The organism is Neisseria weaveri, from assembly GCF_900638685.1.
GTDB classification, from domain to species: Bacteria; Pseudomonadota; Gammaproteobacteria; order Burkholderiales; family Neisseriaceae; genus Neisseria; species Neisseria weaveri.
Map to the genome: position 1 here is coordinate 190,309 of NZ_LR134533.1, position 23,782 is coordinate 214,090.

The window sequence follows — 23,782 nt, forward strand, 5'->3', positions numbered from 1 at the left end:
ACGGCCTTTTTACCGTAATCAAATACACAAGCCTTTTACTTATTGCAAAGGTTTCATATGCATCACTTCCATCAAGAAGTTGGTGAATGCAGGGTTAGAAGGCTTGGCACTCATATTAGGCCAACGCTGCTGCCAGCCTTTGAGTGCATTTTGAATGTATAGTTTGGATTGCGCAGTCGTAATCGCTCCTCTTTGACTGTCAACCGCAGAACGCAGATAAACCTCATACATACTGTCATCCACGCTGTTGCGCCCCACCAAACGGATACGGAAACGGTTCAAATACTGAGCCGCCTGCACTTTGGTAATCTCGCCTTGGCTGACCTGATAGCTTAAGCGCGTTGCCTCGTCACGGATTTTGGAAACGTCCGCCCAATGCGTTTGAGACAATCGGTAAGCACGGGGCTTCTCAATCTGACTGTCGCTTTGGTATACAGGAACCTGCTTCAGCGTCGGAAGGTAAACCGTTTCACAACCTGCCAAAGCAGCCAATAAGATAAGTAAAGGAATTTGCTTTTTCATACGGGCTATTATAATCAGATTTAAACCTTAATCCAAATTCTTGCGAATAAACGGATGAAAAATCAGCTTAATTGCAACATTTGAAACCGCCTACACCTGCCACTCCGACACCGGCAAGCGCCGTGTAAAACACGGCGTATCGCTTATTTTTCTTTGTATTAAGGCAATTTAAGCCAAATCTGCAAAAAGCGGCGTAGACAAATAACGTTCGCCATAAGAAGGAATCAAAACCACAATCAATTTGCCTTCGTTTTCAGGTTTTGCAGCCAACTGCAATGCACTCCACACTGCCGCACCGGAAGAAATACCCACCAAGATACCTTCTTTTTCAGCCATCAGGCGCGCAGTTTGAAACGCTGCCTCATTCGGCACTTGGATCACTTCATCGTAAACACCGGTATTCAAAACACTCGGAACAAACCCTGCGCCGATACCTTGAATCGGATGAGGACCTTTCTCGCCGCCACTCAAAACCGGAGAGGCTTGAGGCTCCACAGCCACAATTTGAACCGACTCTTTACGTGATTTCAAAACTTCGCCCACACCGGTTACCGTACCTCCGGTACCGACACCGGCTACAAAAATATCCACTTGTCCGTCGGTATCGCGCCAAATTTCCTCTGCGGTCGTCTCACGGTGGATTTTCGGATTGGCCTCATTATCAAATTGGCGCGGCATAAAATAAGTGTTCGGATTTTCATCTACCAAAGCCTGAGCCTTGGCAATTGCACCACCCATACCCTCTGCCGCAGGCGTCAAAATCAATTCTGCTCCGAAAGCCCGCAACAACATACGCCGCTCTTTACTCATGCTTTCCGGCATGGTAATTGCCAGCTTGTATCCTTTGGCAGCACAAACCATAGCCAAACCGATACCGGTATTACCACTGGTTGCCTCGACAATCACGGTATTTTTATTGATCTTACCTTCCTGTTCGGCAGCCTCGATCATAGACGCGGCAATACGGTCTTTCACGCTGTTGCCGGGATTAAAAAACTCCAGTTTTGCCACTACGCGTCCGGGCAAACCTTCAGTCAGGCGGTTCAATTGTACCAAAGGGGTATTGCCGATTAAATCCGTAATACTGTTTGCGATATTCATCGTGTCGGGCTCCATAAAATAAAATCAGATACAGCCTGAATCATAACCTGTAAAAAAACAAAAAACCAATAGCACTTGTCTCTTTACTTATAACTTTTGGTTTTAAATGCTCAATAACGTACTTCCAATAAATTCAATACGATTGAGGCCGTCTGAAAAAGTGCGGCTAACATCAAACCCGCATTCAACTGTTTACTGCTGAAATAATGCGGCGACTGCTTCATAATAACCGAGCGGTGCAGATAAAACACAGACATCAAAACCGCTTGTGCAATAAACCAATACCCCGGCTTTAAAACATAAATATTCAACATCGCCGCAGCAATATAGGCCGTAATACCGTTTGGAAACTGATACCAAACCATCACACCAAATAATAAAAACACCAAACTGAGCAATACATTGCTAACGGCAAACAGGCTTAAAAACACCGACCCGCCTTCAAAATGCCAGCCACCCGGCTGTTCCGTTTTTTTCCAGCGGTTTAAAAAGAAAAACAGGCTGCCCAGCGTAACATACAAATGGGGAAGATAAAGCGGACTCAAGCGAGTAATTCCCCAAATGCCTGGCAACAACTTTGCGCCGATAATGCCAACACCTAGCCACAGCAACACCGAAGCCCACAACCACTGGAACTCTCCTGCACGGAATGCCGCCGCTAAAAAGACCACGATATACAAGCCGGCCAGCCAGAAATTTAAATCCATCATCAACATCAACCCGATACTGCTACAAATTACCGATATTGCATAATAAAGCAGCCGCAAAACCGCCCGACCGCCGCCACTTCCAACATCCGTCTGCAAGCCCGCTACCTAACGGTTTGCACACAGCTTCAATATAAGATTTCACCCTCAAAGACCGTTTCTGCCGGCCCCGTCATCATAACATCTTGACCCGGAGCCCATTCAATAAACAGCTCCCCTCCCGGAAGGCTGACCTGTACAGGTACGCCGGCTGACAACAGACCCAAACGTACGCCTGCAACAACAGCCGCACACGCTCCTGTACCGCAAGCCTGAGTTTCACCGACACCGCGCTCATAAACACGCAAGCGGATGTGCTCCTTATCCACCACCTGCATAAATCCGACATTTACCCGTTGAGGGAACTGAATATGAGGCTCGATTTGAGCACCAAGCCTGTCTACGGGTGCAGAGGCAACATCGTCGACCACCAATACAGCATGCGGATTGCCCATATTCACACAGGAAACGCCAACCTTATCCGAACCAAGAACTACCTGATAAACCAACGCGTCATCAGGCTCTTCCGCCATAGCCGCAAAGGGAATTTCAGACGGCCTCAACTTCGGCTGCCCCATATTCACGATAACCAATCCCGAATCGGCAAGCTTAGGGAAAATAATACCTTTCGCAGTTTCGACCACAATCTCTTTTTTATCGGTCAAATGTTTATCTGCCACGAAACGTACAAAACAGCGTGCACCATTGCCGCACTGTTCCACCTCGCTGCCGTCGGCATTGAATATACGGTAGCGGAAATCCACTGCTTCAGAAGAAGCTTTCTCTACCAAAAGCAACTGGTCAAAACCGATTCCGGTATGCCTGTTCGACCACTTGGTTAAAGGAGCTGCCAAAGGATCAAAAACTTGGCTGATACCGTCCACCACCATAAAGTCATTGCCCAAGCCATGCATTTTTGTAAATTTAAGTTTCTTTTTCATCTTCGCTCCGTATGCCGTATCCCGAAACTTAACCGATAACTATCGTCATTTAGTGGATATAAAGACTGACATTATAATATAGATATTCAGGCAATCCAGACTTCCAAACAAAACCTTATTTTTCCCAAACAATTAATTTATATGCAAATTAATTAATTTACCTTTTTACTGTAACATTAAAACAACATTGATAAAATATCCAAAATTCATAAAAAAAACGTAAAGATAGCTTAATAAAAGTTAAAACACAAAATGCATAAATATATAAACCATTAATTTCAACAATTTATCAAACTATTCATATTCAAAATGCCGTTTTACCGCTATCAAAAAACAAACCGCTTATCTAAAAAATAATCCTTTTGTCGAAGTATTTTTAATAGAAACTATTGCAACCAAAAAAAATTAATCACAAAATAGCCAAAAATAATTAACGGAAGTATTCCAAAATTAATTATTTCAAAAACCAAAAAATAAAATATACCAAATCAATAATATTAACCTTTGCCGCAGCATATTAAAAACCTGCATTTCAGGATTTAACTTTAGGAGCGAAACGATGAAATTCCGCCACATTATCTCTACTGCCGTTGCTTTAACTGTATTGGGTTTATCTCAAACCACATTGGCTAAAGATATCGTTTTTTATCAAAAAGCTTCGGAAGCAACCAGCCCGGTCAGTGGCAATTTGGCTATGCGTTTTACCATTAAAGAAGACGGTTCTGTAAATAACATCCGCATTACCCGCAGCAGCGGTTCTCAGGAAGTTGACTCTCAAGCGGTGTCATGGATGCAGACCCAGTCCATGTCTCCGGCTACCAAAAACGGTCAAGCTATTGAACTGAGCATCGTAAAAGAAATTAAATTCTCCAAAACTATCTAACTAACTAAATATAACAAAACCTTACCCGCTTAGAGCATCTTTACTGATGCTCTTTTTTTATTTGCTTTTCCGGCATAGACCGATATGTCAAAATGCCGATATACTTTAAAAACAAGCACTAAAACTGCTAAAAAATTCGGCCGTAGCACTATCCCTATACCCATGTCAGGAGAGATTATGAAATACCTTACCCTCAGTACCATCACCGTTATGCTTTGCGCATGTACAGCCGGAACGCCCGGCGTATCCGTAGGTTTGGGGCTCGGCACCAACATCGGCAGTCATGTCGGCTTGGGAACATCCATTAATATTCCTGTAGGCCTGAAAAACAAACCCGCCGGCTCGGACAACAGTGGCATTAATGTGATTGAAGAACAAATCATCACCTATTTCGATGCCAAAGGCGGCACCAGCGACCTGGCCGTTAAAGGAGGATTTTACCGTCAGTTGATAAAAAAACGTGGCAATGAATATATCGTCCAAGACTTTTACGGCGACAACAGCAAAAAACGGACCGATCCCTATATCCTGCCACGCGAACGTTTGATGACATTTAAAACCCACCCGATCAACGGGACATTAACCACTTACGCCTATAACGGCAATATTATGCAGCAGCAAACCTATCAAAACGATAAATTAATCAAAGCCAGCTATTAATGTTACTTATCAGGCCGTCTGAAAATTTCAGACGGCCTTTTTACACCCAACCTACTCTTTCGGCAGCCGGCTTAAACATTATCCGGTTTTATCGTTTGACCCTGCTCCAACGATAGACAGCCTTACCGCTTTATACAAAAGCCGAGTTTACTCAAGTTAAAACATACCCAATATCGAAAGGCCGTCTGAAATTTTCAGACGGCCTCATTGCAAAACACTACACTATTCAATCATGATTATTCTTCAGACAGCACACCACCGTCTTCATTCCAGACCGTGCGTTTGATCAACTCGTCATTCTGGTAAATCGCTTCCATGCGTTTCGCACCGCTTTCATACCAATCCAACATAATCCCGCTCCGTCGGCCTTCATGGATCGCAATATCAGAAAGCAGACGGCCATCATTATTCCAACTGACAATACTGACCGGCTTGTCATTCACCATCATCATTTCGGTGCGCGGTCTGCCGTCCGAATACCATTGGCGCCAATAACCGTTAGCCCTATCCTGCTTAAAATGAATTTCGCTTTCTTTTTTACCGTTTCGATAATAACGCGAACCGACTCCGTCGCTTTTACCGTTTTTATACGGCATAGACGCAGATTTCTGACCGTTTGGATACCAATTGGTCCATTCCCCGTCCGGCTTGCCGTTACGATACGGACCCACCATTTTTTTCTGCCCGTTGAAATGCCAAAGAGTCAACACCCCATCATCCAAAACCGGAACAAACCGCTTAACTTGTTCCAAATGTATTTGATAAGGATCGGAATATTTTTTTAACGAAGGATAATAAAAATCCTGTGCGTATACACGGCTACCGTCGACCTTATATTGTCTGACATAAGCCGCAGCCGAAGTCTTTGCCGTAGGCTGGCCTTTCTGGTTGAAATACACTTCCTGCTGCTGTGCATAAACGGATACGGCAGATACTGCCAAACCGAATCCAACAATCCAACTGTGTAATGTTGTCATTTTATTTTTGCCAATAAGACTTTACATTTACAAATTCATACAGGCCGAATTCCGACAGCTCACGCCCATAACCCGAAGCTTTGACCCCACCGAAAGGCAGACGTAAATCGCTGCTGGTATGGCGGTTGATAAATACCGCACCGGTCTGCAGCTGCTCCGCCCAATACCAAGCTTGGGTAACGTCTGCAGAATAAATACTCGCACCGAGACCAAACGGATTGTCGTTGGCCAACTCAACCGCATGCTGTCTGTCGCGTGCGCGCAGCAAAACGGCCACCGGCCCGAAAACTTCCTCATGATAAACCCTGCACTTTGGACTCACATTATCCAAAACAGTTGCAGGATAAAAACAACCCTTTTCTTCGGGTAAATAACCTCCACACAAAGCAACCGCACCATTTTCCAAAGCATCTTCAACTTGACTATGCACTTTGTCGCGGAGATCCGGCCTATGCAACGGTGCCAAAGTCGTTTCGGCAGCCATCGGATTACCCATTTTTAATTTCGCACACTCAGCCAAAAATAAGGCAACAAATTCTTCGGCAATCTCATCCGTAACAATAATTCTCTTGGCAGCATTACAAGACTGGCCCGCATCACGAAAACGCGAATAACAGGCATCTTTGGCAGCTTGAACCAAATCGGCATCCGGCATTACGATAAAAGCATTGCTACCGCCCAACTCCAAAACCGTTTTCTTTAAATGCAATCCCGCATGCGCCGCAAGTATTCTGCCGGTACGGGTTGAGCCCGTGAAAGCGATAGCATCAGTGTGTTCAATCGCTTTCAAAACATCCGCATCGTCCAGCCAAGCAGGAATAAAAGGCAAATCATCCCCCACCAATTCAAACAAAGCTGCCGTAACACCGGCAACACTGGGAGCCGGCTTGACCGCACACGCATTTCCCGTGCATAAAGCCGGCACGGCAAAACGCAACACCTGCCATACAGGATAATTCCACGGCATGACGGCCAAGACCGTTCCCAAAGGCTCGAAACGAACCTGACTCAAACTGGCTTGGGTGGCAATAGTCTTGTGGGCAAGCAACTCAGGAGCCAAGCGCGCATAATAACGGATCAATTCAACCGATTTATCCAATTCTGCTTTGCATTCGCGCAAACATCGCCCTACTTCGGCGCAAACCATTTCCGCCAAACGGTCGCGGTTCTGTTCCAACTTATCGGCAAACACCTGTAATAAAGCCGTTCTCGCTGTAACATGCTGCCCGGCAAAATGCTGTTGTCGGATTTTGAGCTTATCCAAATCCTTACTGAACGCATGCCAAGATTGTGGTTCTTTATCAAATAAAACGCGCCCGTCTATGATGTGGATACTGCGGAACATAATTAACCTTAATTTGTTTGTATTTGTTTTTTAAATTGTAAATAATTTTCAGACGGCCTCAAATTTTCAGACGGCCTAACAGAATAATAATGATATGATTTTAAACTTTAAAACCGCGTCAGCAAATTTAATACAGCCGAAACAAACAAATATCAAGACCGTCAGCCATAGGCCGTCTAGTCTTGATATCGTCTAAGGCACATAGTTAATTGCATGGATATTTCTGTTACTTCTTCAAAAAACGCTGAAACAGAAACCACCCCGTACCCAATAATGCACGGTTTTTCCAGCTCAACGGCAAAGCCAACACTTTAAGCAGTACATTATCAGGCAAGCTGAAATTGCTTAACGAAAGCATATTGGTAATATTTCCGGATTGTTCCGCCTGCTTCTTCGCCCGTAAATGCTCGGTCGATATTTTCAAACGCACCAATCGTGCCTGCAGTTGCAGCAACTCCCTTTGTTCTTTTACGGTCATCTTCGTCATAATTACATTTCCTCCGGCCGGTTCAGCTTACGTTGCTGGCTATCGGTGCTTCTCAAAGAAACAATATCCTGTTTCAAATCATCCAAAGTTTCCAACAATTGGTTGCGGGCATTGCCCCACGAACGCCAAGCGTAAATCCAAGCAAGCAGCAAAACCAAAAGACAAACCGCAGGCACACTGAAAAACACCCACAATTTTGCCTCTTCACTTAAAACCTGATTGAGACCGAACAACAAACTGATCATGGCAGTCAATCCCAAAACCGAACTTAAAGCGATAACTGCCAACAAACGAATCAAACTGCCCATCTGTCCGGTAAGATCCAAACCCAGAATCTGCAAGCGCAACGCAATTAAATCCAAACCGTGGTTGGCAATGGCTTTCAAATGACTTATTTTTCTGTCCAAGCTCATATAATCCAATCCCTTATTAAATGATGCTGTGTGTGTTCCTATGCAAGATTTATATTGTATGACCAAAAACTTAAATTTCCCGTGCTTTGCGTACCGATGCTAACAATAGATACCGAACATAAAAATCGATGATCCGGAAACACTCTTCAATTTAAATCCTTACCCTATTCCAATATATTTATGCATATATAAAAATAAAGCCGCCTTATTCAGACGGCCTCTGTTTATCGCAGAGATTATCTGCGGTTCAACAATACACCGACTACCAAACCTGCCAATGCGGCAAAGCCCATTGCATAGTAGGGTTTGTCTTGAACCAATTGATCAGCCTGCTTGGCAGCATGTTTTACACGGCAGCTGGTTGCTTCTTCAAAATCCAGCATTTTGGCTTTTGCCGAGCTTAATTTTTCCTGCAAACGGGCTTTCAACTCTTTTGCTTCTTCAGTACCGTTTTCTACACCTTTATTGAATAAAGTTTCAGCTTCATCCAATACCGAACGTACTTCACGCATCAAAACTTCTTTTTGAGCTTCAAAATCTTGTTTCATAGCAGCCTCCTGAATATTGTATTAAATAATATCATTTAAGTGGTGTGTTCATCACAGCTCCACATTGAATAAGCAATGTGAAATCATAATAATTCTATACCACTACTTTTTTATATAAGACCAAATCTTACATATTCAATATCATCTTAATACGTTAAAGACATAAAAATTGTTAATATGAGTAAACTTTATAAAACACCCCCAAACGGAAAACCGGTTGGGGGTGTTTTCATTATTTAAAAGATAACGAATTATTTAACACGCATGTCACCGGTTTCAACAAAACGCTGGTGCCAAGACAAAGCTTCATTCAACAAATGGGGCGTATGCAGGCCACCTGCTTTTTCCGCACGTGCATAGTAGTCTTTCAACATATCGCGATAGTCAGGGTGTGCGCAGTTTTCAATAATCAGTTTAGCGCGTTGACGCGGAGATTTACCACGCAAATCAGCCAAACCTTGCTCCGTTACCAACACCATCACATCATGCTCGGTATGATCATGGTGAGAAACCATCGGAACGATACAAGAAATTGCACCACCTTTGGCCACTGAAGGCGTTACAAAGAATGACAAGAATGCGTTACGGGCAAAGTCGCCGGAGCCGCCGATACCGTTCATCATCTTAGTACCCATAACATGAGTGGAGTTTACGTTACCGTAGATATCGCACTCAATCATCGCATTCATGGCAATTACACCCAAGCGGCGTGAAACTTCAGGATGATTGGTTACTTCTTGCGGACGCAAAATAATTTTTGAACGCAGTTTTTCGATGTTGTTGTTGAAACGGTCTAACGCATCCGGGCTGAATGACAACGCGGTAGCTGAAGCAGAAAGCATTTTTCCGCTCAAAATCAAATCCAACATACCGTCTTGCAATACTTCGGTATAGCCGGTCAAGTTATCGAAAGGACCATCTTGCAAACCGGCCAATACGGCATTGGCAACGTTACCTACACCGGATTGCAAAGGCAGCAAGTTGGACGGTAAACGACCCATTTTTACTTCATGCGAGAAGAAATCGATAATTTGTGCAGCAATACGCTTGGAATTATCGTCCGGCTCGGCAAATTTTGTATTACGGTCAGGCAAATCGGTAACCACGACGGCAACAACTTTGCTCAAGTCCACATCAAAATAAGGACTACCGATACGCTCATCTGGCGCAGTCAGTGCAATCGGTTTACGGTGCGGAGGAACGCCGATATCCGGATGAATATCATGCATGCCTTCCAATAAAATATTTTGACGGCTATTCACTTCCAAAATGATTTTGTCAGCCGATTTCAACCATTGGTTATTAGTACCTACACCCATAGAAGGGATCACACGACCGTCAGACAAGATTCCGGTTACTTCAATTACCGCAACATCCATCTTACCGTAGAAGCCGAAACGTACTTGTTGCTCCAAGTGAGACAAATGAACATCTACATAATCCACCGCACCTGCATTGATTTGGTTGCGCAAAGTAGGATCAGACTGGAAAGGCGTACGGAAAGCAATGCCGTTTGCGCGCGCTAAAACACCATCGCAATCGTCTGCTGTTGACGCACCGGTCAGCATACCGATAGTAAAATCTTCACCGCGTGCATGGGCAGCCTCCATGAGTTGAGCCAAAGCAGCAGGAACTGCTTTAGGATAACCGGCACCGGTAAAGCCGCTGATGCCGACATTCATACCGTGGCGGATAAATTCAGCAGCTTGCTCGGCCGGCATAATTTTGGCACGCAAGCCTTCATGTTGTACGCGTTCTGCTACGTTGGCAGTCATGAAAATCTCCTCTTGGAAATCCGGCAACCGCCATCAACAAACAAGTTTGGCGACACCGTAAAATTTGATGTTGGAACACTACGGCTCTCATGTAACATGAAGTAGCCGACTCCTGCACAATATATCTTAAAGGTTTTACTATGTAAAGGCAGCCTATAATCGTGAAAGCCCACACTTATCCAGGCATTTATTGTTTTCAATCAAAAAATATTAAAAATCAAAATAATAGGATTCAAATTTAAACCAGTTAGGCCGTCTGAAAATTAAAGCAGTCCGCTTTTACTTGCTGAAAGGCAACCATATTCGAGCCAGAACATACATCAATAGGCCGCCACCACCCAACAGAATAAAAACGATGCCTTTTTTTCTCGCATTGGGACAAAACCAATATACAGCTGTACTGAAACTGAAAAATAACGCCGCAACCACCCACACCAACTGCTTATCTTTATACCGGTTCAAAGTATGGCTTTCACTGATCATGACATACATCTGCCACAAACCTGCCATACACATGCTGATTACACCCGCCGGTAAAAATAAAATACCCAGTAATTCTTTATTCATTATCGTAATTTCTTACATTGAGAGGCCGTCTGAAAAATAAAAACCGCCCTGCACCATTTTACAAGCGCAAAGCGGTTTGCCTTTAAGCGGTCAAATTAACCGTGCAATGCACGTTTGTCCACCGCTAGAGATGCTTCATGCAATACTTCAGACAAAGTAGGATGGGCATGAACGATGCGTGCGATGTCTTCGCTACTTGCAGAGAATTCCATACTCATCACGCCTTCGGCCACCAACTCGGAAACCATCGGGCCGATCATGTGAACACCCAATACGCGGTCGGTTTTGGCACAGGCCAACACTTTTACCGTACCTTTGGCTTTGCCCAAACCTAAAGCGCGACCGTTGGCAGCAAAGCCGGAAGTACCTTTTTTATATTCCACGCCTTCGGCTTTCAGTTGCTCTTCGGTTTTACCTACCCATGCGATTTCGGGGTCGGTGTAAATCACAAACGGGATAGTGTTGAAATCCAAATGCGGTTTTTGACCGGCAATGCGCTCGGCTACTGCAACGCCTTCATCGCTGGCTTTGTGTGCCAACATCGGGCCGCGTACCACATCGCCGATTGCCCATACGTTAGGCAGATTGGTGCGGCATTCTCCGTCCACTTTAATGAAACCGCGCTCGTCTTTTTCCAAACCTACAGCTTCTACATTCAAGCCGTTTGTATTTGGAACACGGCCGATAGAAACAATCAGCTTATCAAAAATCTCTGTTTTGGCTTCACCTTTGGCTGTTTCATAATTCACGGTTACATTGTTGTCACCTTTAACGATATCACCGATTTTTACGCCCAGCTCAATTTCCAAACCTTGTTCTTTAGTGAACACCTTGAATGCTTCTTTAGCAATCTGCTGATCTGCGGCGGCCAAGAAAGTTGGAGCGGCTTCCAAGATCGTTACTTCGGCACCTACGCGCTTCCATACCGAGCCCATCTCCAAGCCAATCACGCCGGAACCGATCACGCCTAATTTGGCCGGAACAGCTGTCAGATTCAACGCGCCTTCATTATCCAACACGTTAACATTGTCGATTTCCACTTGAGGCAGAGGACGGGGTACGGAGCCTGTAGCCACAATTACATGCTTGGCTTCTACAACGGATTTCTCGCCATTGTTGTCCACTTCAATTTGATAAAGGTCACCGTTTTTACCTTTGAAAGAACCTTTACCAAACAAACTTTCCACTTTGTTTTTTTGGAACAGAAATTTAATACCGCCTGTCAATTTAGTAACAATCGCGTCTTTACGCTCAATCATTTTAGCCGCATCAAACTTCACATCGCCGACAGTAATACCGTGTTCGGCAAAATCATGTTGTGCTGCATGAAAATGCTCCGAAGATTGCAACAGTGCTTTTGAAGGGATACAACCCACATTTAAGCAGGTTCCGCCCAAAGCAGGTGCATCACCGGCCTTATTTACGCCAGCATCGATACAGGCAGTTTTAAAACCCAATTGAGCCGAACGAATAGCAGCAATGTAACCGCCGGGACCGGCTCCGATGACTACTACGTCAAACTGAGACATTTTTAATCCTTTGCGTTTTTTTTTAAATATGAGGCCGTCTGAGCATATAGACCTTTCAGACGGCCTGTTCATAGAGTAATAAATATTTCAGACGGCCATCTTAAAAAGAGAGGCCGTCTGAAATTGTGGATTACAAATCCAACAACAAGCGTGCTGGATCTTCCAACGCGTCTTTAATGGCAACCAAAGTCAATACGGCTTCGCGACCGTCAATGATGCGGTGGTCGTAAGACAAAGCCAGATACATCATCGGACGCACTACAACTTGACCGTTTTCAACCACTGCACGTTCTTTAGTGGCGTGCATACCCAAAATCGCAGATTGGGGCGGATTAATAATCGGAGTAGACATCATTGAACCGAAAGTACCGCCATTAGTAATGCTGAAAGTACCGCCGGTCAAATCTTCCAAAGCAATCTTACCGTCTTTGGCTTTTACCGCATAATCAACAATGGCTTTTTCAATGTCGGCAATGCTCATTTGATCCGCATCACGCAAAATTGGTACAACCAAACCTCGCGGGCTGCCGATTGCGATACCGATATCGAAGTAACCATGGTAAACAATATCGTTGCCGTCAACAGAGGCATTCAATACCGGATATTTCTTCAAAGCAGCAACAGCAGCTTTAACGAAGAAAGACATAAAGCCCAATTTAACGCCATGCTCTTTTTCAAATTTGTCTTTGTATTTGGCACGCAGATCCATAACCGGTTTCATGTTTACTTCGTTAAACGTGGTCAAAATCGCATTTTCTTGTTGGGAAGCCAACAGACGCTCCGCAACACGCGCACGCAGACGGCTCATCGGAACACGCTGCTCAGGACGGGCGCCTGCTGGAACGGAAACGGCAGGTGCAGCAGCTTTAGGTGTAGCGGCAGCATTTTGAACATCTTCTTTCAATACACGTCCATCACGCCCTGAACCTTGAACACCGGCAATATCTACGCCTTTTTCAGCAGCCAATTTGGCAGCAGCAGGCATAGCTACTCCGGCTTGAGCATTAGATGCTGCAGGAGCTGCAGCAGGAGCTTCAGTCGGTTTGGCTTCAGCGGCAGGTGCTGAAGCTTCTGCTTTAGCTTCGGTATCAATCTTGGCCAACAGTTGTTCAGCCACTACGGTTTCGCCGTCTTGTGCAATAATTTCAACCAATACACCTGCTTGCGGTGAAGGAACTTCCAAAACCACTTTGTCGGTTTCTACATCAATCAGAATTTCATCGCGCTCAACATATTCGCCGACTTTTTTATGCCAGCTCATCAATGTGCCTTCTGAAACGCTTTCAGATAAAACAGGTACTTTTACTTCAACAATCATTTTATTCTCCAGTGGTGGTAAGGCCATCTGAAAATTTATATTTTCAGACGGCATCATACTAATTAGTTCAAATTCATTGCATCTTCAACCAACTGCTTCAACTGAGCCACATGTTTGCTCATGTAGCCTACGGCAGGAGAAGCACTTGCAGGACGACCTGCATAGCTCAGTTTTTGCTGTTCACCCAAGATTTTCTCAATGCGGTGACGCAATTGGTGGAATGCACCTTGGTTGCGCGGTTCTTCCTGTGCCCAAACGATATCGTTAGCATTCGGATATTTCTGCAACTCTGCTTGAACTTCGGCATATGGGAAAGGATACAGCTGTTCAACACGTACAATTGCGATTTCTTCAGTCAAATTACGTTCAGCACGACCGGCAACCAGATCATAATAAACTTGACCTGCACACAGAATAACGCGTTTCACTTTGCTGTTGTCACGCTCTGCATCATCACTGATAACCGAACGGAAAGTTGAGCCTTCGGTAAAGTCTTTCAAATCACTCATAGAGTCTTTGAAACGCAGTAAACGTTTAGACATAAAGATAACCAACGGCTTACGGTATGAGCGCAAGGCTTGACGGCGCAGAATATGGAACATTTGCGAAGCTTCAGACGGCATCACAATCTGCATATTCTCTTCCGAACATAACTGCAACCAACGCTCCAAACGCGCCGAAGAGTGTTCAGGGCCTTGGCCATCATAACCATGCGGTAAGATAGTAGTTAAACCGCACAGGCGTCCCCATTTGGTTTCACCGGAAGAAATAAATTGGTCAATCACCACTTGGGCACCATTGGCAAAGTCACCGAATTGAGCTTCCCAAATCGTCAATTTATCCGGAGCTGAGCAAGCAAAGCCGTATTCGTAAGCCATCACAGCTTCTTCATTCAAGATAGAATCGATAACGATAAATGGAGCTTGGCCTTCAGACATATGGCGCAACGGAATATAAGCACCGTCATCATTTTTCTCACGTTTTTGATCGTGCAATACCGCATGGCGGTGTGAGAAAGTGCCGCGGCCTGAATCTTCACCAGAAATACGCACGCCTGTACCATTGGTTACCAGACTTGCGTAGGCAATAGTTTCAGCCATACCCCAATCGATAGGTTGAGTTCCTGCTGCCATTGCTTTACGCGCTTCTAAAACACGTTTAGCCGTATTGTGCAACGCAAAACCTTCGGGAACGGCAGTAAACTTATCGGCCAATCGCTGAATATCTGCCGCCGGCAAACCGCTTTCTACTTTTTCACGCCAATCTTGACCTTGATACTTAGACCAATCGACACGGTGTTTGCTTGCATAATCCGTTAAGCGGGTTTGCTCAACATGCTCGCCTTTATCCAAAGCTGCGCGATATTCTTGGATATAAGATTCAGCCTCTTCGGCTTTAATAACGCCTTCTTTCACTAACTTTTCAGCATATAAAGCACGGGTTCCCGGATGCTGTGCAACTCTTTTATACATCATCGGCTGAGTCAACGTAGGATCGTCGCCCTCATTGTGACCCAATTTGCGGAAGCATACCAAATCGATGACTACGTCTTTACCAAATTGCTTGCGGTAATCCAAAGCAGCTTGAACCACAAAGCACACGGCTTCAGGATCATCACCATTTACATGGAACACCGGGGCTTCAACCATTTTTGCGATATCGGTACAGTAAACGGTTGAGCGTACATCGCGCGTATCAGAAGTTGTAAAACCGATTTGGTTGTTAATAACAATATGAATAGTGCCACCCGTGGTGTAACCACGTGTTTTGGATAGGTTGAATGTCGCCTGATTGACACCTAAACCAATAAAGGCCGAATCACCATGAATCAAAACAGGCAAAACTTGATCGTAACCTTCTTCACCGCGACGGCGTTGTTTGGCTCTTGCAGAACCCTGAACAACAGGATTCACAATTTCCAAGTGTGAAGGGTTAAAAGCCAAAGTTACATGCATCGGGCCGTTCGGTGTAGCAATATCAGAGCTGAAACCCATGTGATACTTAACATCACCACTCGGCAAAGTTGCGGCAGCTCGGCCTTCAAATTCAGCAAATAAATCGCCTGGTTTTTTACCTAAAGTATTAACCAAAACATTCAGACGGCCTCGGTGAGCCATCCCGATAATCACTTCTTCAACACCATCTTTACCGGCATTTTGAATCAAGTAATTTAAACCTGCGATGGAGCTTTCACCACCTTCAACAGAAAAACGTTTCTGACCCACATATTTGGTATGCAGATAACGCTCCATCGTCTCAGCTGCTGTAATTTGCTTGAGAATATAGCGTTTTTGTTCTGCATTAAAATTAGGAGTAGACAAAGAACCTTCAAAATAATTGCGAATCCAACGACGCTCGTCAGTATTGGCGATATACATATATTCCACACCAATATGGCCGCAATACGTTTGTTTCAATTTACTCACAATGTCAGACAAAGTCATTTTATCTTTGCCTGAAAAATCTCCCTCTCCTACGCTGAATTGCACAGCCATATCAGCATCGGTCAAACCATGGAATTTAGGATCCAATGCATCTAAATTACGAGGAGGCATACGTTTTAAAGGATCTAACTGTGCAGCACCCACACCTTGGATACGATACGCAGAAATCATGCGCAATACGCCAACCTGCTTTTTCAACATGGACTCATCCAAAGCCCCAGAAATCGCAGCGGTTGCACGAGTTTTTGCCAAGTTTGCAAAAGACTCCTGAATCGGACGATGCGCAACATCGCGGTCAACAAAGCCAGGCTGTGCTGCCAAGTCGGTAAAATAGTTTCTCCAGCGTTCGTCTACTGATTGAGGATCATTTAAATAATTTTCGTATAATTCTTCAATATAAGGTGCATTGGACCCAAATAAATAAGAAAAATTTAGTTTTTCGTCCATCATGGCTTTTGCCCTTTGTTGGTATAAATAGAAAGTAGCTTTTCGAAAATGAAAGTATCCATTTTTGAATATGTATATTCTACTCTTGGTATATCAGGTTTGCTAATATTTTCTCCATTGATTTAAAAGTAATTTAACTACAATGAGGAAATAAAAATGCCCAATAAAAAATAACAATAAAATGGCGGAAATTAGTTTCCGCCATTTTGTGCTTCAAATAAATAATTTTATCGCTTATCAACCGAAACGTAGTCTCTACGCGGAGAGCCTGTATACAGTTGACGAGGACGACCAATCTTCTGATTAGGATCTGCGATCATTTCATGCCAATGTGAAATCCAACCTACAGTACGTGCCAATGCAAAGATTACTGTAAACATTGAAACAGGAATACCCAATGCAGACAATACGATACCTGAATAGAAGTCTACATTCGGGTACAATTTACGTTCTACGAAATATGAATCATTCAATGCAATTTGTTCCAACTCCATTGCCAACTTGAATTTAGGATCATTTTCTAACCCCAACTCTTTCAATACTTCATAGCAAGTCTCACGCATGATACTTGCACGCGGATCCATGTTACGGTATACGCGGTGACCAAAGCCCATCAAGCGGTATTTACGTTCTTTAACACCCTCCATGAAAGATGCAACATTGGAAACATCACCAATTTCATCCAACATTTTCAACACAGCTTCGTTAGCACCACCATGTGCAGGCCCCCACAGGCTGGCAATACCTGCTGCAATACATGCAAACGGATTCGCACCGGAAGAACCTGCCAAACGAACAGTAGAAGTAGACGCATTTTGCTCATGATCAGCATGCAAAATGAAAATACGATCCAAAGCACGTACTAACACAGGATTTGGCTTGTACTCTTCGCAAGGAGTCGCAAACATCATATGCATGAAGTTTGCAGTGTAAGATAAATCATTACGTGGGTAATTAAATGGCAAGCCATTAGAATAACGATAACACATTGCTGCAATCGTAGGAATCTTGGAAATCAAACGATATTCAGCAATGCGGCGATGGTCTGCATTTGAAATGTCTAAACTGTCTTGATAGAAAGCAGCCAATGCACCAACAACACCAACCATCATCGCCATAGGGTGAGCATCACGACGGAAACCGCGGAAGAACCAGGTTAATTGTTCATGAAGCATAGTATGACGAGATACTGTGTGCTCAAACTCCGCTTTCTGTTGTGCAGTCGGCAACTCTCCGTAAATCAACAAATAGCATGTTTCCAAATAGTCGCTACTTTCAGCAAGCTGCTCAATTGGATAGCCACGATAATAAAGTTGACCTTTATCACCATCAATAAAGGTAATTTTAGATTCACAGCTTGCAGTAGAAACAAAACCCGGATCGAATGTAAACATACCGGTACCTTTTGTGAAAGCACGGATATCTACTACATCATTACCTAAAGTACCTTCCAAAACTGGCAGCTCTAAAACCTCTTGACCTTCGGCATGTAATTTAACCGTTTTAGACATCTCTTACTCCTTTATTTTTCTGATTGGGAATCTAAAGTACTACTTTATATTTACTGAAACTATCAGCAAATAAATCAACAATCATAAAAACCACATTAATTTCTGCTCGAATTTATGCTTGTCTTATTTTTTCCAGTAGTGGTGTGAAATGAAGCTTATCTGTTTCTTCTTTTTGATTAACTAGGGCAAGAAACTCTTGATCTGGTAAATCCAAAATTTCCACAAATATAGTCAGTTCATCATCACTAAGACGATGGAACTCTTTTTCCATAAACCGCCCGAGCAGGATGTCCAACTCGAGCAGTCCACGACGGGTTTGGAAACGAATTCTGCGCTTAGCAGTTTCGTCAAAAGTTTTCATCGTCAAATAGCCCGTTTTAACATTATTTCTTTAATCTTACCAATCGCTCTAGTAGGATTCAAGTGTTTAGGACATACATCAACGCAGTTCATAATAGTATGGCAGCGAAACAACCTATACGGGTCATTCAAATTATCCAAACGCTCGTTCGTAATGGTATCACGACTATCCGCAATAAACCGATAAGCATTCAACAAACCAGATGGACCAACAAACTTATCAGGGTTCCACCAGAAAGACGGACAAGCTGTAGAACAACAAGCGCATAAAATACACTCATACAGACCATCCAATTCTTTTCTGTCTTCTTGGCTTTGTAAACGCTCTTTATCAGGATCTGCCGGGGTATCATTTACCACGTAAGGTTTAATGGAATGATATTGTTTGAAGAATTGTGTCATATCGACAATTAAATCTCGAATAACCGGCAAGCCAGGTAAAGGGCGTAATTTAATTGGCTGTTTCAAACTACGAATATCTGTCAAACAAGCCAATCCGTTCTTACCGTTAATATTCATACCATCTGAACCGCAAATACCCTCACGGCATGAACGACGGAAAGATAGACTATCATCCAACGCTTTTAATTTAACTAAAGCATCAAGTAATTTTACATCTGTAGGTTCAATTTCAAGCTCATAATCCTGCATATACGGCTTTGCATCCACATCGGGATTATAGCGATATACTTGAAAACGTACTTTTTCCATGGTGTTGTGTTCCTTAGTAAACTCGTTTCGCCGGTTCGATATAATCTACTGTTAATGGTTTTGTATGAACCGGTTTGTAAGTCAAACGATTATCAGCCGAATAGAACAATGTATGTTTCATCCAATTCTCGTCATCTCGCTCAGGATGGTCATCCGAAGCATGTGCTCCACGAGATTCTTTACGAGCCTCTGCTGAAACCAAAGTAGCTTTTGCTACTTCCATTAAATTATCTAACTCCAGCGCTTCAATACGAGCAGTATTCCATACTTGGCTCTTATCTTTAATTTCTGTAAATTTGGCACGCTCATATAAAGCCAATACCTTATCAACACCTTCTTTTAGAATAGCATCTGTACGGAATACACCTGCATGCAATTGAACTGTGCGCTGCAATTCACGGCGTAAGTCATCAACATTCTCACCACCAGTTTGATTATTCAAACGTTCCAAACGCTGTTCTGTCAGCTTACCGGCATTGCTTGGCAACGGTTTCCAATCATTTTGCTGATTGATATATTCAATCATGCTATCGCCGGCAGACTTACCGAATACTACCAAATCCAATAAAGAGTTGGTGCCTAAGCGGTTTGCACCATGAACAGAAGCGCAAGCACATTCCCCTGCTGCATAGAGACCTTTAACTACAACTTCAGGATTATCACCCTCTGGAACAATGACTTCACCTAAATAATTGGTAGGAATACCACCCATCATATAGTGAGTTGTAGGAACAACAGGAATTGGGTCTTTAATGGGGTCAATGCCGGCAAATTGAATAGAAATTTCACGAATACCGGGCAATTTTTCCATAATTTTTTCTGCACCGATATGATCGATTTTCAGCAACACATGGTCTTTGTTTTTACCGCAGCCACGGCCTTCGTAAATTTCCATCGCCATAGCACGCGAGACAACATCACGAGAAGCCAAATCTTTTACCGTAGGAGCATATCGTTCCATAAAACGCTCACCATTGCAGTTGAGCAAAATACCCCCCTCACCGCGAACACCTTCTGTAATCAAAACACCTGCACCAGCCACACCAGTAGGATGGAATTGCCAGAATTCCATATCTTCTAATGGAATACCAGCACGTGCACAAATACCCAAGCCGTCACCTGTATTCATGAAGGCATTGGTTGATGAAGCATAAATACGGCCAGCTCCGCCTGTAGCAAACAATACTGCTTTAGCATGGAAAATGTAAACATCTCCGGTTTCCATTTCCATAGCGGTTACGCCAACAACATCACCGTTGTCATCACGAATCAAATCCAATGCAGTCCACTCAACAAAAAATTGCGTGTTAGCACGCACATTTTGTTGATACAGCGTGTGCAGCATAGCATGGCCGGTACGGTCTGCTACTGCACAAGCACGCTCTACAGCACGTTTACCATGTTCTGCCGTGTGCCCACCAAAAGGACGTTGATAAATTTTGCCACTCTCTACACGGTCAAAAGGCATACCCATATGCTCTAATTCAATAACAGCTTCAGGAGCACGACGAGTCATAAACTCAATTGCATCTTGATCACCCAGCCAGTCCGAACCTTTTACGGTATCGTACATATGCCAAGTCCAATGATCTTCCTGTACGTTACCCAAAGAAGCAGAAATACCACCTTGCGCAGCAACAGTATGTGAACGCGTCGGAAATACTTTAGATAAAACAGCAGTATTCAAACCAGACTTAGACAATTGCAAAGCCGCTCTCAAGCCAGCACCACCACCACCAACAATTACTGCATCAAAACGACGAACAGGAAAACTCATACCAACCCCCAAATTACTTTAACCGAATAAACCAGGCAGCCAACCAACCAAACGATTGTGGCCACTTGTAAAAACAGGCGTAAACCAAATGGCTTAATGTAGTCCATCCACAAATCACGGATACCTACCCAAGCGTGAAGCAATAACGCCACAAAAGTAACCTGAGTGAATACTTTGACCCACGTTTGAGCAAAAAATGCTTGCCATGAATCATAATCGCCCGGCAAAGCGAACAAAAACAAAATAAAAGCAACAGTATAAACCAACATGATTACTGCTGTTGCCCGCTGCATTGCCCAGTCACGCAAGCCGTAATGTGCACCGGCCAATTTACGATCTACCATAACCATGCTCCTAAAATAACAGTCAATACCAAAGCTGTAACAAAAACGATTTTTGCGGTACCGCGTGCTGTTTGCAGCTCCAAGCCTTTATGCGCATCCAAAAACAGGAAACGGATACCGGCACAAAAATGATGCAAATAAGCCCACAACAAACCGATTAAAACCAGCTTGACAAACGGATTGGACACGATAGAACGGTAGGTTTCAAAAGCCTCTTCACGGCTTAACGTACCGGCCAACAGGCACAACAACAACGGCAGGCTCACAAATAAAAGGACCCCGCTGATGCGGTGCAGAATAGAAACAATCCCCGGTATCGGCAATCTGATATTGGGGAGTTCTAGAAACACTGGGCGTTGTTTCGTCTGCATTATCAATTCCTCTTCACAAACATCATACTTTTTCTAAAAAATTCAAAACCGACGCAGGTACCCGTTAATAAAATAACCAATATATCAGGTTACTACACGGGACTACGCTAGCATATAACTTACAACATTTAACTGTTGTTGAACAGTACTTTTTCAGATTTTTTTGATAAAACTTAACAACAAAATTATAAATAAAAATAATTATCTACTGTAAAAAATACCTATCATTTTAAAAAAGCATTATCCGGCAAATAGATAGCTTCGATTAATTTTAGTAATACCCTTCTTTACAAAACAAAAAATTACTACTAGGCAAGCATTTAAAAATTTATCGCTACATATGACTTTATTGCCTTGATAAGCTATTTCACAATTTTTCAAGCTCATTCTTGTCTTTCAGTACTGTTCTTACAAACCAAACTGGCAAACCAAACTGGCGACACTTTTAACAATTAATCAACTCTCTATTTTATTCAAATCAAGTATCAGAAAAAGGATTGCCATACTCTGCAAATTTGGTATGATAAATATCGTTGCTATTCGGTTTATTCGAATACTTCAAACTTAGTACAAACTGTTTAGCAGTTAATATTGTTGAAATATTTTCAATTCAATATGTATGCTTCGAATAATCTCATACAGAATATTCAAAGGAACAGGCACACGGCATTGTCGATTTATTGCCTGCTATCATCTGTTATTAATAGTGAAACTAAGCTTTTAAGAAAATTTTTTCGTAATCTACAGCCACTCAGGAGAGTTTTGGTATGAAATCACCCGTTCGTGTTGCCGTTACCGGTGCTGCCGGCCAAATTGGTTATGCTTTATTATTCCGTATTGCCAGCGGTGAAATGCTGGGCAAAGACCAACCGGTTATTCTGCAACTTTTAGACTTGCCTCAAGCACAAAATGCGGTTAAAGGCGTAATGATGGAATTGCAAGACTGCGCATTCCCATTGTTGGCAGATATGTTTACTACCGACAACCCTGAAGAAGCGTTTAAAGACGCGGAAATCGCTATCTTGGTAGGCTCACGCCCACGCAGCAAAGGCATGGAACGCGCCGACTTACTGCAAGCAAACGCCGAAATCTTTACTGTTCAAGGTGCAGCTTTGAACAAAGTTGCAAACCGCAATGTAAAAGTATTGGTTGTAGGCAACCCGGCTAACACCAATGCTTATATCGCCATGAAGTCTGCCCCTGACCTGCCAGCGAAAAACTTTACTGCCATGCTGCGTCTCGACCACAACCGTGCGTTGAGCCAAATCGCTGAAAAAACAGGCAAAAAAGTTGCAGACATCGAAAAATTATGCGTATGGGGCAACCACTCTCCCACCATGTATGCCGATTACCGTTTTGCCACCATCAACGGCGAAAGCGTAAAAGACATGATCAACGATCAAGAGTGGAACGCCAATGTATTCCTGCCGACCGTAGGCAAACGCGGTGCTGCCATTATTGAAGCGCGCGGCCTGTCTTCTGCTGCTTCTGCCGCCAACGCCGCTATCGACCATATCCGCGACTGGGTGTTGGGCACCAACGGCAAATGGGTAACCATGGGTATTCCTTCCGACGGCTCTTACGGCATTCCCGAAGGCACTATGTTCGGTTTCCCGGTAACTTGCGAAAATGGCGAATACAAACTGGTTGAAGGTTTGGAAATTGACGAATTCAGCCAAGAGCGCATCAATGTTACTTTGAAAGAATTGGAAGAAGAAAAAGCCGGTGTAGCTCATCTGCTGTAAGATTCTTTATTAAGCAAACAGGCCGTTTGAAAATTTCAGACGGCCTGTTTGCTTAATAAAGAATCTTACTTTATTTAAACAAATTTAAAACCATCCTTCGATATTACCGTTCTCTACGCTTTGCCGTATAATCTGTTTTATTTACAGAAAATAATAAATATTTCATGCGCAAAGCAGAAATATCAAAGCTGTGCCAACCAATCCCAATATACTCCGAATAAGCTGTTGCAACTATTATCCCACCCAACCGATTAAATAAG

General features: G+C 43.5%; 23 protein-coding genes. 3 read left to right on the forward strand and 20 right to left on the reverse strand.

What is annotated here, in order from left to right; all coding sequences use genetic code 11:
* Positions 1 to 39: 39 nt before the first annotated feature.
* From EL309_RS00955 to dapF, 4 genes are all read right to left on the reverse strand, one after another.
* Positions 40 to 522: a hypothetical protein gene (locus EL309_RS00955; RefSeq protein ID WP_004284088.1), complete on the reverse strand. Its 483-nt coding sequence runs from the start codon at positions 520 to 522 to the stop codon at positions 40 to 42.
* A gap of 168 nt (positions 523 to 690) precedes the next feature.
* Positions 691 to 1,623 carry a cysteine synthase A gene (cysK, locus tag EL309_RS00960; RefSeq protein WP_004284089.1) on the reverse strand — a complete coding sequence of 311 codons (933 nt, stop codon included), beginning with the start codon at positions 1,621 to 1,623 and terminating at the stop codon, positions 691 to 693.
* Positions 1,624 to 1,733: 110 nt separating this feature from the next.
* Positions 1,734 to 2,333: a hypothetical protein gene (locus EL309_RS00965; protein WP_231987951.1), complete on the reverse strand. Its 600-nt coding sequence runs from the start codon at positions 2,331 to 2,333 to the stop codon at positions 1,734 to 1,736.
* A 125-nt stretch (positions 2,334 to 2,458) separates the two neighbouring features.
* The gene (dapF, locus tag EL309_RS00970) at positions 2,459 to 3,310 is read right to left on the reverse strand and encodes a diaminopimelate epimerase (protein WP_004284091.1); all 852 of its coding nucleotides are present in this window, start codon (positions 3,308 to 3,310) and stop codon (positions 2,459 to 2,461) included.
* 559 nt (positions 3,311 to 3,869) lie between these two features.
* Here dapF and EL309_RS00975 point away from each other — a divergent pair.
* A complete protein-coding gene (locus EL309_RS00975) occupies positions 3,870 to 4,193 on the forward strand; it encodes an energy transducer TonB (protein WP_004284093.1) in 324 nt (107 codons plus the stop codon).
* 177 nt (positions 4,194 to 4,370) lie between these two features.
* On the forward strand, positions 4,371 to 4,853 hold the full coding sequence (locus EL309_RS00980) for a hypothetical protein (RefSeq protein ID WP_004285532.1): 483 nt from the start codon (positions 4,371 to 4,373) through the stop codon (positions 4,851 to 4,853).
* A gap of 236 nt (positions 4,854 to 5,089) precedes the next feature.
* Here the strand turns inward: EL309_RS00980 and EL309_RS00985 are convergent, their stop codons facing one another.
* From EL309_RS00985 to sdhC, 16 genes are all read right to left on the reverse strand, one after another.
* Positions 5,090 to 5,830, reverse strand: a complete 741-nt coding sequence (locus EL309_RS00985) for a toxin-antitoxin system YwqK family antitoxin (RefSeq protein WP_004284096.1) — start codon at positions 5,828 to 5,830, stop codon at positions 5,090 to 5,092.
* Position 5,831: 1 nt separating this feature from the next.
* On the reverse strand, positions 5,832 to 7,175 hold the full coding sequence (locus EL309_RS00990; protein WP_004284097.1) for an aldehyde dehydrogenase family protein: 1,344 nt from the start codon (positions 7,173 to 7,175) through the stop codon (positions 5,832 to 5,834).
* 226 nt (positions 7,176 to 7,401) lie between these two features.
* Complete coding sequence (locus EL309_RS00995) at positions 7,402 to 7,662, reverse strand: hypothetical protein (protein WP_231987952.1); 261 nt, start codon at positions 7,660 to 7,662, stop codon at positions 7,402 to 7,404.
* Positions 7,663 to 7,664: 2 nt separating this feature from the next.
* Positions 7,665 to 8,075, reverse strand: a complete 411-nt coding sequence (locus tag EL309_RS01000; protein ID WP_004284099.1) for a phage holin family protein — start codon at positions 8,073 to 8,075, stop codon at positions 7,665 to 7,667.
* 236 nt (positions 8,076 to 8,311) lie between these two features.
* Positions 8,312 to 8,623, reverse strand: coding sequence for a DUF883 family protein (locus EL309_RS01005; protein WP_004284100.1), 312 nt, complete (start codon positions 8,621 to 8,623; stop codon positions 8,312 to 8,314).
* A gap of 251 nt (positions 8,624 to 8,874) precedes the next feature.
* The gene (locus EL309_RS01010) at positions 8,875 to 10,398 is read right to left on the reverse strand and encodes an acetyl-CoA hydrolase/transferase family protein (RefSeq protein WP_004284101.1); all 1,524 of its coding nucleotides are present in this window, start codon (positions 10,396 to 10,398) and stop codon (positions 8,875 to 8,877) included.
* 279 nt (positions 10,399 to 10,677) lie between these two features.
* On the reverse strand, positions 10,678 to 10,965 hold the full coding sequence (locus EL309_RS01015) for a hypothetical protein (protein WP_004284103.1): 288 nt from the start codon (positions 10,963 to 10,965) through the stop codon (positions 10,678 to 10,680).
* Positions 10,966 to 11,060: 95 nt separating this feature from the next.
* Entirely contained in the window at positions 11,061 to 12,494 is a 1,434-nt protein-coding gene (lpdA, locus tag EL309_RS01020) for a dihydrolipoyl dehydrogenase (RefSeq protein WP_004284105.1), read from the reverse strand.
* A gap of 130 nt (positions 12,495 to 12,624) precedes the next feature.
* Positions 12,625 to 13,812 (reverse strand): 2-oxoglutarate dehydrogenase complex dihydrolipoyllysine-residue succinyltransferase, encoded by a 1,188-nt coding sequence (odhB, locus tag EL309_RS01025; RefSeq protein ID WP_004284106.1) that lies wholly within the window; start codon positions 13,810 to 13,812, stop codon positions 12,625 to 12,627.
* Between the two features lie 62 nt (positions 13,813 to 13,874).
* Entirely contained in the window at positions 13,875 to 16,706 is a 2,832-nt protein-coding gene (locus EL309_RS01030) for a 2-oxoglutarate dehydrogenase E1 component (RefSeq protein WP_004284107.1), read from the reverse strand.
* A gap of 224 nt (positions 16,707 to 16,930) precedes the next feature.
* On the reverse strand, positions 16,931 to 18,214 hold the full coding sequence (gene gltA, locus EL309_RS01035) for a citrate synthase (RefSeq protein ID WP_004284109.1): 1,284 nt from the start codon (positions 18,212 to 18,214) through the stop codon (positions 16,931 to 16,933).
* A 112-nt stretch (positions 18,215 to 18,326) separates the two neighbouring features.
* Positions 18,327 to 18,575: an FAD assembly factor SdhE gene (locus EL309_RS01040; RefSeq protein ID WP_004284110.1), complete on the reverse strand. Its 249-nt coding sequence runs from the start codon at positions 18,573 to 18,575 to the stop codon at positions 18,327 to 18,329.
* Between the two features lie 2 nt (positions 18,576 to 18,577).
* Positions 18,578 to 19,285 carry a succinate dehydrogenase iron-sulfur subunit gene (locus tag EL309_RS01045; RefSeq protein ID WP_004284112.1) on the reverse strand — a complete coding sequence of 236 codons (708 nt, stop codon included), beginning with the start codon at positions 19,283 to 19,285 and terminating at the stop codon, positions 18,578 to 18,580.
* A gap of 13 nt (positions 19,286 to 19,298) precedes the next feature.
* A complete protein-coding gene (gene sdhA / locus EL309_RS01050) occupies positions 19,299 to 21,062 on the reverse strand; it encodes a succinate dehydrogenase flavoprotein subunit (protein ID WP_004284113.1) in 1,764 nt (587 codons plus the stop codon).
* Positions 21,059 to 21,406, reverse strand: coding sequence for a succinate dehydrogenase, hydrophobic membrane anchor protein (sdhD, locus tag EL309_RS01055; protein ID WP_004284115.1), 348 nt, complete (start codon positions 21,404 to 21,406; stop codon positions 21,059 to 21,061). The genes sdhA and sdhD overlap by 4 nt, the downstream gene beginning before the upstream one ends.
* Entirely contained in the window at positions 21,400 to 21,777 is a 378-nt protein-coding gene (sdhC, locus tag EL309_RS01060; RefSeq protein WP_036494297.1) for a succinate dehydrogenase, cytochrome b556 subunit, read from the reverse strand. The genes sdhD and sdhC overlap by 7 nt, the downstream gene beginning before the upstream one ends.
* Positions 21,778 to 22,544: 767 nt before the next feature.
* Between sdhC and EL309_RS01065 the strand changes: the two genes are divergently transcribed.
* Complete coding sequence (locus EL309_RS01065) at positions 22,545 to 23,522, forward strand: malate dehydrogenase (RefSeq protein ID WP_004284118.1); 978 nt, start codon at positions 22,545 to 22,547, stop codon at positions 23,520 to 23,522.
* Positions 23,523 to 23,782: the final 260 nt, after the last annotated feature.